Here is a 16,348-nt window from a genome sequence, read left to right on the forward strand (position 1 = left end):
TATTTCTAACTGTGTACTCCGTAATGAAGTTTAACGTTTGAACTGCTTTTTTGTTACAATCCTTTACAAAGGTATCTTACCTATCAGGAGTCGATCGCCCATGCAGTCTCAAGCACTTGTAGGACAAAAGCACACATTAAGTACATTTGTCAATAGCACCACCCAAACAGCCGCCTACCTCGACATCGGGTGCGGCAGACCCTTATTGATGCTGCACGGTTTCTTAGGAGAAAAGACTTGCTGGCTGCCATTAATTGAGTTATTGCAATCTCAGTTTCGGTGCATCAGTTTAGATATGTTAGGTTTTGGAGAATCCAGCAAACCAGAAATCCGCTACGACGTAGCTGTAGAAGTTGCTTTTGTGCGGCAAGTTGTAGAACAACTAAATATCGAACCCTGCTACATCCTCGGACATTCTTTTGGCGGTTGGGTAGCATCTGCATATGCCCTAAAATATCCTAATTCTGTTAGCAGTTTAGTGTTAGCAGCACCGGCGGGCATTCGAGACGACACTTTTTGTGGTCAATACGATGCTTTGCGGCCGCTGCTGTGGGAAACCCCAGCCGTGGATTGGGCATTGCAGTTGGCAAAACCTTTTGCCAGTTTAGCGGGAAAAAGTGAGCAATTGCAGCAAATTTCCGGGTGGCGCAGGGAGTTGATGTCTCAACCAGTAGCAAGGTCATTTTTAATGAGTCGGATGAGGCCGGAAGACGCAGTTGATACAGTAGAAAAAGAAATTCACAAATTGCAAATTCCTACCTTAGTCATCGCAGCAGAGAGTGACGAAACAATTCCTCTATGGCACTGTGAAAGCTACGCGGGCGAGATACCGGGGGCCGAGTTAGCAATTATTCCCAATGCTGCTCACGGGTTGCCGCAAACTCAAGCTCCCATCATGGCCAAGTTGATTAGTAAATTTTTGAATAGTTAAGAAAAACTGTGCAACAAGCGGAATCCTGAAAATTGTGATAAGCCACAACGGGCAAATAATTGTGTTTTAGTATACTACTTTACTACGAAATACAGAATATATTGGTTAGTGTCTTGTACAATTATTTTTATGGCTCTTAAATCTTGTGTCAGCACGAGCTACAGACATTTAGTGGAGTCGGGGATATTACCAATGGCGGCAATGAGAAACTATTTTAATCTGGAACAAATTACGACAGCCAGAAAAATTAGTGCTGCGGTAATTAACATCAGCGGCCGCCAGCGAATGCTTTCCCAACGAACGGCTTTTTTTTGCATGAGGTTAGTTTGCTCTCAGAATGGGGTAGAAAGAGCAAAACTGCGCGGGAATTTGTTAGAGGCGATCGAGCTTATGGAAAAATCGCACCGCGACTTAATTAATATTGGCAGCAGCGTCAACTTAGTGAGTCCCCCTTCAGCCACCCTCAAGGCAATGTATTTTGAGCCGCCACTGTATTTAGACAAACAAGTACGCGCATATATCGATCGAATTAAAGCCTTGGTGCAAGTTCCCGATGCCGAACTCAGGCTGGAAAATTCCCATCTGCTGTACATTGTCGAAGCTGCGGGGGGCGAATTGCTAGAAGCTTTCGATGCCGTGGTGAGTCAATACCAGCAAGAAAGCGAAATCGAACAATTTGAAATCGACCTCAAACAGGTTGAACTTTATCAAGAAAGTTGTGCTGCTACCTCGAAAGCGGAAGCTCAAGCCGCCCAGCTCGATCGCGCACTTTGCGAACTAAAACAAACTCAAGCTCAACTCCTCCACAGCGAAAAAATGTCTTCGCTGGGGGCGCTAATGGCTAGTATCGTCCACGAAATTAATAACCCAGTTAGTTTTATTTACGGCAACTTGAGCCATGCCGCAATTTATACTCAAGATTTGTTGCACCTGCTGTGTCTCTATCAAGAATGCTATCCCAATCCCTGTCCCGATATCACAGCTAAAATCGAAGAGATAGATCTGGATTTTCTAGTTGAAGACTTGCCTAAAGTCATCTCTTCCATGCAAATGGGTTCCACTCGCATTCGCGAAATTGTCAAATCTATGGGCAACTTTTCGCGAACCGATAACAGTAACATGACCATGTGCGACTTGCACGACAGCATTGACAGCACCGTGTTAATTTTGCGAAACCGTCTCAATTCTCAAATAGACCGTCGCGACATTCAAGTCATTAAAAATTATGGAAAATTGCCTCTTGTAGAGTGTTATTCAGGACAGCTAAATCAAGTATTTATGAATCTAATTACCAACGCGATCGATGCTTTGGACGAGGTATCACAAAATCAGCCCAATGCTGCGCTAAAAATTTTGATAACCACAGAATTAGCAGGGCCCGATCGCGTGAGAGTGCGGATTGCTGACACGGGACCCGGAATGACACCAGAGATAAAAGAGCGAATGTTCGAGCAGTTTTTCACCACCAAGGAAATCGGTAAAGGTACCGGTTTAGGATTGTCTATTGTCTACAAAATCTTAGTAGAAAATCACCGAGGATCGCTCCGGTGCGAGTCGGAACCCTGTAAGGGAACCGAGTTTATCATTGAACTGCCGATCCAGCAAACTTAAGCAATTTACTAATCATCCAAATTTATCAAAAATTTGGGTTTAAAACCCTGTTCTTCTAGGACAGCTTTAATTTCTTAAAACTTTTTTCAAAAAGTCCGCTAGGTTCCGATATCTGGAGTATAGTATAAAAGTCAAGGTCAAATTCGCAATGCCCTCGTGAAACAGGACATGAGACACACTTTTAGGCATAAACCGGGGGACGCAGAGCAGCGAAAACTCTTTAAACAGCTAGAGGCTGAATTCAGTAAGCCTTAAACCAGTCAAAACAAACTATTTGTAGGATTGTTAAGTAGGGTAGGGCATACCCAAACTCTAGATAAGTATTCTAGTACGCTTTTGGAGACAGACCCGCTGGGGTGGCTGCTTGCTCAGGCTCGTTAATTGGTAGGATTCTACGGTTGAAAAGTCGGAGTATTGCCTTTCATGACGCAACACTTAAAGGTTAGTCGCTGAATTAAGAATCCCCGCACCTTGATAGTCGGGGAGTGTCAACTATGTTAACTGTGGCACGGGCGTCCCGCCTGTGTCAACTATGTTAACTGTGGCACGGGCGTCCCGCCTGTGTTAACTGTGTGTGGCACGGGCGTCCCGCCTGTGTTAACTGTGTGTGGCACGGGCGTCCCGCCTGTGTTAACTGTGGCACGGGCGTCCCGCCTGTGTTAACTGTAGTTAAAATTTACACATATCCTACGCTAATTCGAGCTTCAAAGTTGGCAACAGCTTTTCTAAATTTCTGAGAGATTTCTGTTGCCAAGGAATATCATTTGAACCCAATACCAAAAGTTGAATCGTTTTCTTTTTTCGGACGCTAATGACAAATTTAGACAGCATACTGATACCAGAACTGTTAACAAATTCCAATTGTTTTAGGTTCAAGGTAATAGTAGGCGGTTCGCCATTGGCTACCTCATCTAACAACTCGGCTATTGGTGCATATTCGGGAGGGCCGCTCAGGCTGAGTTCCCCTTGGAAAGTGAGTGTGACTGATGCTGGTTCGTATTGAATGCTGTAATCTTCACCTTTAATTTCTTGAATGCCCATTGTGATTTGGTTTCCTGACTAAAATATTGCGATCGCACAAGAGAGTAAATATTGAAATGCTAGAAACTAGACCCTAATTTGAACCACAGTCGTAACACTGATGGTATCACTATCTGGCCTGGGCTCGAATTTCCAACCTATCTTAGCTGAATAGTCATTAATCATCGTCAGCAATCCCAATCCCGATGTATCACTTTCCGATTCCGCATTCTTTTCAAGCTGCTGCAAATAAAGTTCATTTGGATCGGAAGCCATAATTTCTTCAATAAACTCCTTCAACTTCTTCGCCCCTTCTGAAGTGACACTATTACTGGCAAAAATTACCGCCGTCACCTCTGTTTCACCAATAAAATGTATGCCAAATCTGACCTTGTAATGAGTATCATCGTTATTAAATTTTATCGCATTTTCTAACAGTTCGTTGGCTACGTAACTCACAGCTCCCTTGCTTTGTTTGATCCGTTTCTCGCTGCTAGCATCCTCCTCATCCACCGGTAGAAAGCTAGACAAATAATCTGCTACAAAATGAGCTGAAAGCCTGTTGTTGCGCCAGCGCTGTTTGATCGGGCGAGAACTGGGAGTAAATGTAAGTTCTAGGGAGTCGTGTTCAGGAGGAAATTCTTCAATGAATTCTCCAAAGATTTGTGTCATTGTTCTTAAGCTGCCAGATGTCATGATTTTTCTCGCTCCAATTGATGTATTAAGGTCACTTCTTGGTGAATTTCCACACGCCATTCCAGTTAGCAGGAATACTTTTTTGTAACAGCGATTGGATGCGTTTTAGGTAAAGTTGACTGGGCTTGTCATCTGGATTTAGGGCTACTATCTGTTCAAAACAAACTATGGCCTTAGCAAAATTTCCCTGACAATATTCTTGGAGTCCCTCCTCAAATATAGGCAAAGTTTGAATTTTGAGCGATCGCACTGGTTCTACTTCAACATCTAACACCTCACAAACTGTAATGGCTTCTTGTCTACCTTTAACAATAGCCCGATCCAAAAAACGGATATGATACTTTTCGGGTTGACTCAAACGTTGTACCACATCTCCAGAAATTAATAAAGATACGCCATAATACTTAGTCAAACCTTCCAGACGAGCGGTGAGATTGACATGATCTGAGAGCGCATCTGCTTGCATCCGATTCGCATCTCCAATAATCCCAACCATCGTATCACCCACATGGATACCAATGCCAATATTCAGCGGTATATCCCCATTTATTTTACGGCTTTGATTGTATTTTTGCAACTGCTCCAACTTCACAATTCCTGCCTGAATAGCATCATCAACGCCATCGGGAAAAACTGCCATGACTCCATCTCCAATATACTTGACAATAAAACCGTTGTGCTTACGAATTTCCGGACTAATTTGCTGTAAATAATTATTGATGAAGTCAAAGTTTTCTTGAGGAGTCATTTGCTCCGCCATCGTGGTGAACGAACGCATATCGGAAAACATAATTGCCATCTCTTTGCTCACGTGATCTCCAAGCTGGAAATCAACCATGCTTTGCTTGCCGAGAAATTGGAGAAATTCATCGGGAACGAAACGTCCGTAAGCCTGCAAAAGATTCTCTAATTCTTGTTCCCGCGCTTTCACCGTTTGCACCATATGGGAAAATACCTGTGCCAGTTCTCCCAGTGCATCACTGCGCGCTGCCACATCTGACAATATCTGGGGTTGAAAGCTATTGTTTTTTACAGCAATAGCTGCATCTATAACCTTTTTTACCTGCTCGATGTAAGTCTGCATCTCTCGGTTTTTATGATGGATCTGGTTTTCCAGATCCGTGGAGTGTTCCGTGATAATTTCTACTAAGGTTTCATAGCTATTTTTTTCATCCTCTACTTCCTCAAGTTTTTCGCTCAACTCCCGTAGCTGGGTATGGAGTTCTTCTGGACATTTAGATGATGCTAAATTTATTTGTGGTTTCATAATTTATACTTCCGAATCTGGAAGCGCAAAATTGTTTGACTCGCTCGCTGTAAAATATTAGAAGTTACAGGCGCGGAACTCGAAATCCGGTTTCTGCTTCGATGCTTGACCACTAAATCCAAGACCCCTCGTCCTAGGAACCGCGTTGACGACCGTCAATCGATTTTAGATTTTAGATTTTAGATTTTAGAGGCGACCCCACGGATAAATTCGGGGGGCAAGTTTCATGGGATACAGGTTTTTTATTTCTGGGTCCTGAGTCTGCGAAGGAATGAATCCGGGGGCTTGTATCCTGGATGCTTTCGGTCACTCATCAGAAAAATGGGTAGAAACCCCGTCCTTCTAGGACGGCTTTACAATTTAATTTGCAATGCGCCACGAGTTGTAGGACAAAAACTTACAATCTGCGGGCGATGCGTTTTGAGTTAGACGCTTGCCTGTTTTTAAATCGTGCAAGCTAATTGTTTTCCGGTACGGGTCTTTCTTCGTTGGAGATTCTTGCCAACCGCCAACGTAACAAAATCCGTATTTAGGGTGCTTGACGACTGAACCGCGCTTAAACCCCACACTCAAAGTGCCGCCATAACGGGGGCGAATATGACCTGTGGAATGCTGCAAGCGATGGAGTTGTCTGCGATGAAACTCAAGAGAGATTACTTCTATTAGCTTGGTATTGTCGGGTTGAGTATGCCCGCCCACGTACCAATTAGCCAATACCCAAGAATCAACGCAGTGAGCCTCAAACTTGTTTGATAGCTTCTGTTTTGATTTTTTAAGTCCAAGTTCTTGACGCAGGTTGTAAGTATCATTGCCCGATTTAATCTCAAGATGGGCAATCTTTCTAAGCTCAGAGTAAAACCAGTGCTTGCCAACCTCTAAAGGACTAAACGATACGTTCCACTTACGTCCGTTTTTCCACGTTCGCGCTTTGATGTCCTCCACAACAAATGTTGATATCGGAAACATCAACGTTAGCCAGTTAACTATCCTTAACTTCCACTGCCATCTCGCCTTAGTAGATGGAGGGAGCCGATTTTTGTTAACCAACCTGTTAGCTCGGTTTTGACGGCACGGTGTCTTCCGAAACCGCCGAGCACGTCGCATATTTCGCCTTACTTCAACATGGTCTTTTACCCAATCAATTGCATGGGTCTGGATGTTTAAGTAGGTATGCGATTTGGATTTAATGGTAAATCCTTCGCGTTTGCTACCTGGATCGATGCCAACCGCTATGGGTTGATAGTTGTGGCTTGAAGGTTCTATATTCAATCGCACACAAAATACCCCCTTTTTCCAGAATGGTGTTGCCTTACCTGACTTAATCCAGCGCTTAGCGCGGCTTGAGGTAGTCGGCATTAACGGTCTATTTTCACTGTTTACAACGGGTACAAACATTTACGGTAAGTCCTATCTATAGGTATATATTTCCCTTCGCCACTGGCACATCCGAGCGGTTAAAAACTAGGGAGGCATTCTTAACGTCCGGTGGGATACCACTCCCAGATGGCTCAGTTTGTCTTAAAGACGCAGGCTAGACACTGTTTTAGTCTTGAATTAAGAAGACGGTGAATCTTCCTCTTTCAAGCCCCATGCCTTTAGGCTGGGGTTAGTGACAAATTATGCACAATATTTCCCTGTTGCTTCAATACTAGCAAAGTAATGTCATCAAAAACTTTTTGTTCTCCAATAAATTTTCGCAAATCAGCGATGGTGGCTTCCTTGATTTGTTCGGCGCTCAAATGCCAGTTTTGAGAAACCACCTCACAGAGTCTTTCAATACCGTAGAATTTTTTGTGCATATTTCTAGCTTCGGGGATGCCGTCAGTATAAAGCACCACCCCGTCCCCCGGCTCTAAGTCTACTAAAACATGGCTGATCCAATCGGAAATATCATCATGTAAGCCGAGGGGAAATCCTAAATTTATGGTGTCTATCCGCTGGATTTTACCGCCTTTCCTGACGACAAGAGTTTCCTCATGTTGACCGCTGATACTAATTGTGCGATCCGCATAGTTGAGCAAAGCTAGTGTCATATTTTTGTCGGAGTTCATGCGCTGGACATTTTTATAAATAGTGCGGTTGAGGGTATCTAAAAAACGCATCGGGTTGGATTCTTGCATTTCCTGAAGAGTGCGGACAGCAGCTTGAGTCATCACCATCAAAATGCCGCTTTCCAATCCGTGTCCGGTGACATCACCAATGCAAATCGTGACAACTCCGTTAGTACAAAGTACGTCGTAGTAATCACCACCTACTTCCGATGCTGGCTCCATAAATCCGGCAATATCTAAATCTTCAATGGCTGCAAGTTCAGCAGGTTTTGGCAGAATCAACTGCTGCATTTGTTTGAGCATATCGAGCTCGGAGCTCATGCGGAGGTTTTCCGCTTTCAGGCGCTGGTTGAGAGCAGCAATTTGTTTAGTGGCTGTAGCGAGTTCAGAGGTACGTTCTTTGACTTTATCTTCTAGGGTTTCAAAGGATTCTTGCTGTTGTCTCGCCATGCTATTAAAGGAATTTCTTAAGGTTTCAATTTCCAAAATCAGACTGGAATCAACGTTCTGGTTGAGAGTACCACCTGCTAGATATTCTGAAGCTTGAGCAATTTGGTTCAGGGGGCGAGTAATCCAGCTAGCAGTGAAAATACCCACTCCAACAGAGACAATGAGAGCCACAATACACAGCAAAATAGTCTGCCGAGTGTGAGCATAAATTTGCGGCATAAAGTCCGCTTCAGGAACTACTACTACACTCAGCCAATTGAGGCCGTACTTGTCAGTTAGCGGAGAAACTTGGATAAATTGCCGCGCACCGTTCAGCTTAAAGTCAAGTTGAACAGTTTGATGGATGTCTTCCAAACGCTTGAAGCGATCGAGCAGATAAATCACACTTTGACGCATCAGTCGGTTGCTGCTTTCCTGTGCTTTGAGCCGCTTTGTATCTTTGCCTGTTCCCACCGAAAGAGGCTGTTCTTTAACCGAAGTGGCTATTAACTCACCCTGGGGTTCAATGATAAATACTTGACCGGAATTACCCACCCTTAAGGTTTGCAGGAAGTGGCGAATTTGATCGAGTCCCATCTGGCAAGTCAGCACGCCAATTAGTTTCCCTTCGGCATCGTAATAGGGTAGACTCGCATTAATTTGTAGCGTACCGTAGCCAAAATTAATATAAACTTTACTCCAAGCTGCCTGTTTCTTCTCAACAGCTACTCTGTAAAAAGGGCGCGTGCGAACGTCATAATTGGGCGTGTTTTTGTCGATTGTTGTCGGGTTTCCATTATCGTCAAGGTTGTAATATATCAAGTCGCCACCCCCCGGAATCAGTTGCTGGGCAAGCTGAGGTTGTTCAAGTCCAACCAGCCGATTTACCCAACCCACACGCAGGTACTGACCTTTTTCGTTGGCAATTCCCGCGTGACCGATCGACTTAAATTGCAGAACTTGTTTCCAAAAATATGGTCTAGCTTGCTCCAAATCGTCAAAGTTCAGCACCCCCAAAGGTACAGCATCCTGATTGATCTGATTCACCAGTGGCGGAGCTTCCAGATAGGTTTGAACACGTTCGTAAACTCTCGCACTCACTTCCTGGCGCAACTGACTAACAATATCGTTGACTATCTGCTCTCCGTTTCTGTAAGAGAGATAGCCAACGCAGCCAACAGCCGCCAAAATTTGGAGAACAAAGGGAACTACCAAGACATTGCGGAGACGGAATTTGCCCGCTCTGGAGACGATCGCACTTTTTTGAGAAACCATTGTTAAAAACACTCCCAGCGGGCAGTTTTTTGTTACAAGACTTGATAATGGATATATTAATAGCGACGGACAATGTTATCATATCAAAAACTCAACCAACCTCAAAAAAATCTGCGTTCATCAGCGCTCATCAGCCTGCATCAGCGGTTAAAATAAAACCCTAAATCCCAACAAAAATGCAAATTACTCAATCCCTCCACAGCGCCATCCTCATCTCCAACCTGGAACAATCTCAACACTTTTACAGCACCGTACTAAACCTGCCAAAAATCGATCGAGACTTAAAATTTCCCGGAATCTGGTATCAAATCGGCGACTTCCAGCTCCACCTAATTTTAGGTGAAACAATTATCCCAGATGCCGTAGACCATGCCAAATGGGGACGCAACCGACATCTAGCATTTTCTGTTGCTAACTTAGAGGCAGCCAAACAGCAGTTAATCGCTCACAATTGCCCGTTCCAAATGAGCGCGTCAGGTCGATCGGCATTATTTACCCAAGATCCCGACGGCAACATCATCGAACTCAGCGAGTAACAGATGAAAATCATCGCTTATTCTTACACCGAACCGCTACTGGAAGCAGCACCCGCACCGGAAATTTGGGGCCAAGAAGTCGATCGCACCTATCAAGACTTAGGAGGCCGGCAGCAACTTCAGCAACTCCTCAAAGACTGCCAAACAGAACCAGTCAAATACTTATTAATTCAGCGGTTTGAAGAACTAGGCGACACATTGCAGCAAGTGTGTTCGCACCTCGCCCAACTCGAAAACCTCGGTGTCGAAATCATCGTACAAGCAGAAACAGAACCACGAAACCGCCAAAACTTGCTGCAAATCCTCGCAGAAATCCAGCGCAGCCAACACAGCCGGAGTATTCGCAAAGGACACGCCCGCAACCGCATCAAATCTCGCATTCCACCGGGTAAGGCTCCCTACGGCTACCGGCGCGGCAAAGATTGTTATACGATCGATAAAACCACCGCCCCCACCGTCAAAGACTTTTTTGAACACTTTTTAATTTACGGTTCCTTGCGAGGTTCCGTGCGGTATTTAGCCAAGAAATACAACAAAAAAATTTCTGTAAGTACCGGCCGCCGCTGGCTGACAAATCCCGCCTACCGAGGCGATTTGGAATATCAAAACGGCCAAGTAATTTCTAACACCCACGCCTCGATTATTTCCAGAGAAGAAGCCGCCCAAATAGACAGGTTGCTGCGCCGGAACCGCTGCCTTTCTCCTCGCAGCGCTAGCGCCCCACGTTCCCTCGCAGGTTTAGCAATTTGTGCAGAATGCAAATCGCCCATGACAGTTGCCAAAGTCACCTCCTACCGCAAAGAAAAAGAATACCTTTATTTGCGACCGATTAACTGTGCACAACAGCCTAAATGTAGCGGCCTTTCCTACGATGAAGTATTGCAATTAACCATCGCCGGTATTTGTCGGGATTTACCCGATGCTGTTGCTGGGTTGCAAATGCCGAATATGAATGGAATTAAAGCAGGAATTGTCAGGGCGATCGCATCGAAACAAGAAATCATAGAGCAACTTTGGGCCCTGATTGAAAGCGGCATTTTAGACACGGAAACAGCCGAGTTTAGAGCCTACAAAATCCGCACCGAAATTGCCGAACTGCAAAGCAAATTGGCGCAACTACCCCCAGTAAATTTGCGAGAAATTGCCCAAACAGTTTCCCTGCAGCAATTTTGGCTCGATTTATCAGAATCAGAACGCAGGTTTTACTTTCGAGAATTTATCGATCGCATTGAAATCGTCCGGGAAAATACAAATTGGAATCTGCAAATTATTTTCATCTTTTGATGAGTTCGGCTATAAATTAGCAATTAGCTTTAACCTGAGATGTTGCACCCTTCTCAAGAACGGGCTCTCCGGCCCGTTCCACAAAGAGTAGATTTTCTTGTGGAACAGGCATCTTGCCTGTTCCTAAAAGGCTAATTAAGAATGGTGCAAGATGTGAGTTTAACTAACTTTTTTAGCTTTTAGCCAATAGGCGATCATCTCTCCTTTACCTTTAACCGCGATCGCACCTCTTTCTTCAAATAAATACCGATTTTTTAACACTTCGTAAATAGCCGTAGTAACTTGAATATATCCCGGTAATCCTTGACATTCCATCCGAGAAGCAACATTAACAGTATCTCCCCACAAGTCATAGATAAATTTTTTAGTGCCAATTACGCCAGCAACTACGGGCCCTGTATGAATGCCAATCCGAATTTGAAATGGTTCGCCTCTGTCAGTTTGAAAATCAGCGATCGCTTCCTGCATATCCAAGGCCATATTCGCGATCGCTTCTACATGATCTGCCCTCGGCACCGGCAACCCCCCCGCTACCATATAAGCATCTCCAATTGTTTTAATTTTTTCCAAACCGTGTGTTTCAGTTAGTTGGTCAAACCTTGAAAAAATCTGGTTCAGTACATTTACCAATTCTAGAGGTAACATTCTAGCAGCAATAGACGTAAAATCGACAATATCGGCAAAAAGAACTGTTGCTGAATCAAACCTCTGGGCAGGAGAACCCTGGCCCTTTTTCAAACTTTCAACAATCGCTGCTGGTAAAATATTCAGCAATAAATGATCCGACTTTGTTTGAGCAAGCCGTAAAGCTACCTCCACCCCCTGCCGCTCTTTAATTTCGTTTTGCAAACGTTCGACAAGTTCTTGGTATTGCTTCGTTTGCTCTTGAAGTAACTGTTGTTGACTTTGAATTGTTAACTGATTGGCCACTCGTGCCAATACTTCTTTACCTTGAAAAGGTTTAGTAATATAGTCAACTGCTCCCACCTCAAAAGCTTTCACCTTATCTAAAACGTCATCTAAGGCGCTTAAGAAAATCACGGGAATCGAACTGGTTTGTGGTGAAGCTTTCAACTTTGCACATACCTCATATCCATTCATTTCGGGCATCATCACGTCCAGCAGAATTAGAGTCGGCGGAAACTCCAGCACTGTAGCGATCGCCCTTTGCCCGTTCAGCGCTTTACGAACCTGATACCCTTGTGTCGTCAAAATTGTAGATAAAAGCCGCACGTTATCTGGCTTATCATCAACTACTAAAATGTTTGCTTGAATTGTAGGAGATTGATGGCTGTCCATGCGCTCGCTCACGGTAGTTTGTTAAGAGAAAAGATGTGAATACTTAAGAATTTTACCTCAAAAAAAACGAAACAGTAGAAATTCCAATTGGCTCTCCTAAAAAGTGAGGGCAAGGAGACCCTATAGGGGCTGAATGTTAGGTCTTTTTTAAATAGAATAGCCTCCTAAGTTTAGATTAGTTGAAAATTGGTATCTTCACAGCGCCGAACTGCTGACTGCGCTATATCTATAATATCGTCAAAGAGGAAATCCTGCACTAAAGTAGTTAAATATTCGGCGGCGAAAGCAAACTCACTCGGCATTTCCTCAATCAAGTTGACAATTTTATCGTCGCAACATTCATGAGCAGCATGAGATATCTTTTCTACCCACTCCAGAGGCATTTGAGCGAGTTGTGACTCGACCGATTGATTGCTAGTCACTCCGCTAATTTCGCTTTCATTTTCTAGTGGTGCATCAACAGATTCCTCGTAAATGTAACGCACCCCTAAAAGTTCTTCCATTTTCGCAAATAATACCTTTGCCTCGAAGGGTTTACGCATGAAATCATCGCAGCCTGCTCCTAAAATAGTGTGTCGTTCCTCTTCAAAAGCGCTAGCAGTAAGAGCAACTATTACAGTTTGTTTTCCGAGAGGATGAGCTTTAATTTTTCTGGTGGCTTCATAGCCATCCATGACAGGCATCTGCATATCCATCCAGATCAGGTGCGGTTGCCAATCCTCCCATACAGCAATAGCTTCTTCACCATCTCTAGCTGATCGCACGATGAGGCCTAGTGGTGACAATAATCTCTCTATGACTAGGCAGTTATCGGCGCGATCGTCAACAACCAAAATCCGGTATTCTGGTTGATTCGGTGCTAAACTCATTACTTTTTTCTGCGGTGTAAGGATTTTAATCTCGCTTGGAGTGGCAAGGCTGAGTTGAAGATCAAATGCAAACTTACTTCCCAACTCAGGCGTACTGCTGACAGTAATATCTCCTCCCATCATTTGTACAAATTTGCGGCTAATTGGTAAACCTAATCCAGTCCCCTGTTGAGACTTTTGACCTGTTTTTGTTTGCTCAAAGGGTTCAAATAACTTATTCATCTCTTCAGGGGCAATGCCAAGGCCAGTATCTTCAATTTCAAACTGAAGGCGTAACAATTCCGGGCGAAGGTCAGTCGCGTCTACACAATCACAGTGCCCCAAGCTTTCGGACTGATTAAAACCAGTGCACCATCCAGGTTTCTTTTGTATAGCTGCGGTTTCAACCGCTAAGCTTGCGGAATGTTCAGAACCCGCGCCGGCAAGTTTTGTTTGTGTGTCGGATAACTCTGCGGTTTCAGCCCCCAAACTTTCTTCTACCTTCTTTTTCACTCGCAAAGTAACGCTACCCCTCTCTGTAAACTTGATCGCATTTCCTACAAGATTAATCAAAATTTGCCGCAATTTACCTTCGTCTCCACTAACAAAGTGTGGTACGCCGTCACCCAGTTCCAAATTTAGCTGCAATTTCTTAGATTTAGCTTTTAATCGAAACATTTCTTCTAAGGTTTTTAGCAACCGCATTAAATTAAAACTGCTTTCATTAAGCTGACTTCGGCCCGCTTCAATTTTGGACATTTCCAAAATGTCATTAATTAGCGAAAGCAAGTGTTCGCCGGCGCGATTAATAATTTCTAGGTGCTGCTGGTGTTGATTGTTGAGAGATGAATCGCGCACCATCACCTGACTAAATCCGAGAATGGCATTTAGGGGAGTCCGCAATTCGTGGCTCATAGAAGAAAGGAATTCGCTCTTGGCGCGGTTAGCTGTATCAGCAGCTACCACAGCTTTTTGTAATGCTGTTTCTGCTAATTTACGTTCGGCAATTTCAGTTTTGGCTTGTTCAAAAAGGGTGCATTGCTGGATGGCAATTGCTAGCTGCACGGAAATTTGCTTGAGAGATTCTATCTCAGAAGAGTTCCAATGCCGGTGACTGCGGCAGTGATGAGCAATGAGTAGCCCCCATAGTTTTTCACCTTGCAAAAGGGGAACCACGAGGTTAGCTTTAACTTCCAACTCGCTCAGTAAATTAATATGGCACTCTGAAATACCTGCGGTATAAATATTGTCGATCGCGCGAATGTGTCCCTGCTCGTAAAAAGAAATGTAGCCTTCTCGAAAGCAAGGGTCATTAATGTCAATTCCCAAAATCGGCATTGTATCGGCTGCTACCGACTCGACGGCTACCAATCCACTCCAATCAGGGTTAAAGCGGTAAATAATAGTCCTGTCTGTTGACAAAAACTGGCGGACTTCTTCCACAGCCATTGTCAGCACTTCTTCTAGGTTAAGAGAGGAGCGAATCCGCTCTTGAATAGCATTCACGAGCCGCTCCCTTTTTACTTGTTGCTGCAAGGCTCTTTCCGCCTGTTTGCGAGCAGTAATATCTACTCCATAACCAACGCACTCCACTGGTAGGCCAGCAGCATCTTTGACTAACTTAACCTCATCGTATATCCAGCGATAACTACCGTCTTTGTGCCGTTCGCGGTATTCGTAGGAAATCGATCCTTTTTCCAATATCTGAGCGAATGAAGTAGCAACAATCTCTCGATCGTCTGGATGAACCAGGCTATGCCAATCAAGAGAACCATCAATAAATTCTCTGGCTTCGTAACCAATCATTGAAACAATATTATCGCTGACAAATGTTACCTCAAAATTTCCCCCTAATTTGCAGCTAAAAATCACCGCCGGAGTAGTCGCCAGCAAATATTGCAAGCGTTCGGTGACAGAACGCAAGTTTAACTCGGCTTGCTTGCGATCGCGGGCTTCCATTGCTAAAGCTGCGATCTGCGCCACATAGCTAGCGAAGCTTTGTTCGTCGAGCGTCCAATTCCTGGTCGTTCCCAGATGTTCTAAACAAATTACACCCGCAACTTGCCCTTTATGGGTAATAGGAACATCTAGCATCGACGAGATGTTTAAAGGCATCAAATAAGATTCGCTAAATTCGAGGGTGCGCGGATCAGTTTTGGCATCAACTGCTGCGATCGCCTGTTCTGTCTTCAAAGCTTGGAAATAGCTAGGATAGTCAGCAACTTTCAGTTCTGCACCGGCGCTGTGTTGATTGGGCATCAGTTCGTAAAGATCCGCGCAGCACATTCCTGATTTATCTTCCTGATAAAACCAAATACTTGCCCGATCGACATTCAGGGTACAAGTTGCCATTTGCGTAATCTCTCTCAATGCCTCGGCGATATTTCCCTCGTAGATACTAGAATTTTTTGCTAATTCTAGCAAGCCATTTTGTTGTTCTGTTAATCTAGTTTCTCGTTCTCGCAAAGCGGATTCAGCGGATATTTTTTCTTTAATTTCTGCTTCTAAATAACCGTTGATTTTTCTCAACTGTACGGTGCGTTGTTGGACTTTAATTTCTAAGTCATCATAAGCGTGGCGCAACGCTAATTCTGCCTCTTCACGCACAGCGATCTCACTCTGCAACTTGCAATTTATCGCCTCTAATTCTTGGGGGGTTTTTAAAGACAAAAACTGGGGCAATAGTGTTACCATCGAGGCGGCGGTGTAGCAGGAAACAAGTGCAGTAATTCCTTTTTCAATCCCCGACAGCCAATAAGCGGAATGCCACAACGTCCAAATGTCTAGCAAGTGACCCGTGCCGCAGAGAATAATAAATGCACCAAATAAAGCAAATATTCCTAAAAAAGGAACATCGCGGCGCTTGAAGATAAAATAAATTAGCATCGCCGGAATTGAATAGTAGGCGATCGCGATTAAAAAGTCCCCAGTTACGTGCAGCCACACTAAAGGCGTTTGCCAAAGATAGCAATGACCGTGAGGCATATACTGAGTTGGGGAAAAGATATTTTTGAGTGCTTCCCACATAATAGTTGTTATTGGCAGATAAGATGGATTTGATGATGCCTAAGTTAGGCAAAAAAATAAAATAAGCCGAAAAT

11 protein-coding genes are annotated in these 16,348 nt (G+C 44.1%); 4 read left to right on the forward strand and 7 right to left on the reverse strand.

Annotated features, from left to right (window positions below; all coding sequences use genetic code 11):
- The first annotated feature begins 100 nt into the window (after positions 1-100).
- On the forward strand, positions 101-931 hold the full coding sequence (locus QT990_RS07350) for an alpha/beta hydrolase (RefSeq protein WP_333410643.1): 831 nt from the start codon (positions 101-103) through the stop codon (positions 929-931).
- 129 nt (positions 932-1,060) lie between these two features.
- Positions 1,061-2,542 carry an ATP-binding protein gene (locus QT990_RS07355; RefSeq protein ID WP_333410645.1) on the forward strand — a complete coding sequence of 494 codons (1,482 nt, stop codon included), beginning with the start codon at positions 1,061-1,063 and terminating at the stop codon, positions 2,540-2,542.
- Between the two features lie 687 nt (positions 2,543-3,229).
- Here the strand turns inward: QT990_RS07355 and QT990_RS07360 are convergent.
- From QT990_RS07360 to QT990_RS07380, 5 genes are all read right to left on the reverse strand, one after another.
- Positions 3,230-3,583 carry a slr1659 superfamily regulator gene (locus QT990_RS07360; protein ID WP_333146062.1) on the reverse strand — a complete coding sequence of 118 codons (354 nt, stop codon included), beginning with the start codon at positions 3,581-3,583 and terminating at the stop codon, positions 3,230-3,232.
- Positions 3,584-3,649: 66 nt separating this feature from the next.
- Positions 3,650-4,258 (reverse strand): DUF6272 family protein, encoded by a 609-nt coding sequence (locus QT990_RS07365; protein WP_333104315.1) that lies wholly within the window; start codon positions 4,256-4,258, stop codon positions 3,650-3,652.
- Between the two features lie 31 nt (positions 4,259-4,289).
- Positions 4,290-5,525 carry an adenylate/guanylate cyclase domain-containing protein gene (locus QT990_RS07370; RefSeq protein WP_333146060.1) on the reverse strand — a complete coding sequence of 412 codons (1,236 nt, stop codon included), beginning with the start codon at positions 5,523-5,525 and terminating at the stop codon, positions 4,290-4,292.
- Between the two features lie 360 nt (positions 5,526-5,885).
- Positions 5,886-6,920, reverse strand: a complete 1,035-nt coding sequence (locus tag QT990_RS07375; RefSeq protein WP_333410648.1) for an RRXRR domain-containing protein — start codon at positions 6,918-6,920, stop codon at positions 5,886-5,888.
- 200 nt (positions 6,921-7,120) lie between these two features.
- On the reverse strand, positions 7,121-9,280 hold the full coding sequence (locus QT990_RS07380) for a SpoIIE family protein phosphatase (protein WP_333465080.1): 2,160 nt from the start codon (positions 9,278-9,280) through the stop codon (positions 7,121-7,123).
- A 176-nt stretch (positions 9,281-9,456) separates the two neighbouring features.
- Between QT990_RS07380 and QT990_RS07385 the strand changes: the two genes are divergently transcribed.
- Together QT990_RS07385 and QT990_RS07390 are read left to right on the forward strand one after the other, a co-directional pair.
- Entirely contained in the window at positions 9,457-9,816 is a 360-nt protein-coding gene (locus tag QT990_RS07385; protein ID WP_333104319.1) for a VOC family protein, read from the forward strand.
- A 3-nt stretch (positions 9,817-9,819) separates the two neighbouring features.
- Positions 9,820-11,100 (forward strand): recombinase family protein, encoded by a 1,281-nt coding sequence (locus QT990_RS07390; protein WP_333465081.1) that lies wholly within the window; start codon positions 9,820-9,822, stop codon positions 11,098-11,100.
- A gap of 159 nt (positions 11,101-11,259) precedes the next feature.
- Here the strand turns inward: QT990_RS07390 and QT990_RS07395 are convergent, their stop codons facing one another.
- The gene (locus QT990_RS07395; protein WP_333309336.1) at positions 11,260-12,399 is read right to left on the reverse strand and encodes an adenylate/guanylate cyclase domain-containing protein; all 1,140 of its coding nucleotides are present in this window, start codon (positions 12,397-12,399) and stop codon (positions 11,260-11,262) included.
- Positions 12,400-12,569: 170 nt separating this feature from the next.
- The gene (locus QT990_RS07400; RefSeq protein ID WP_333465082.1) at positions 12,570-16,274 is read right to left on the reverse strand and encodes a GAF domain-containing protein; all 3,705 of its coding nucleotides are present in this window, start codon (positions 16,272-16,274) and stop codon (positions 12,570-12,572) included.
- Positions 16,275-16,348: the final 74 nt, after the last annotated feature.

Source organism: Microcoleus sp. T3_B1 (assembly GCF_036700445.1).
GTDB lineage: Bacteria > Cyanobacteriota > Cyanobacteriia > Cyanobacteriales > Microcoleaceae > Microcoleus.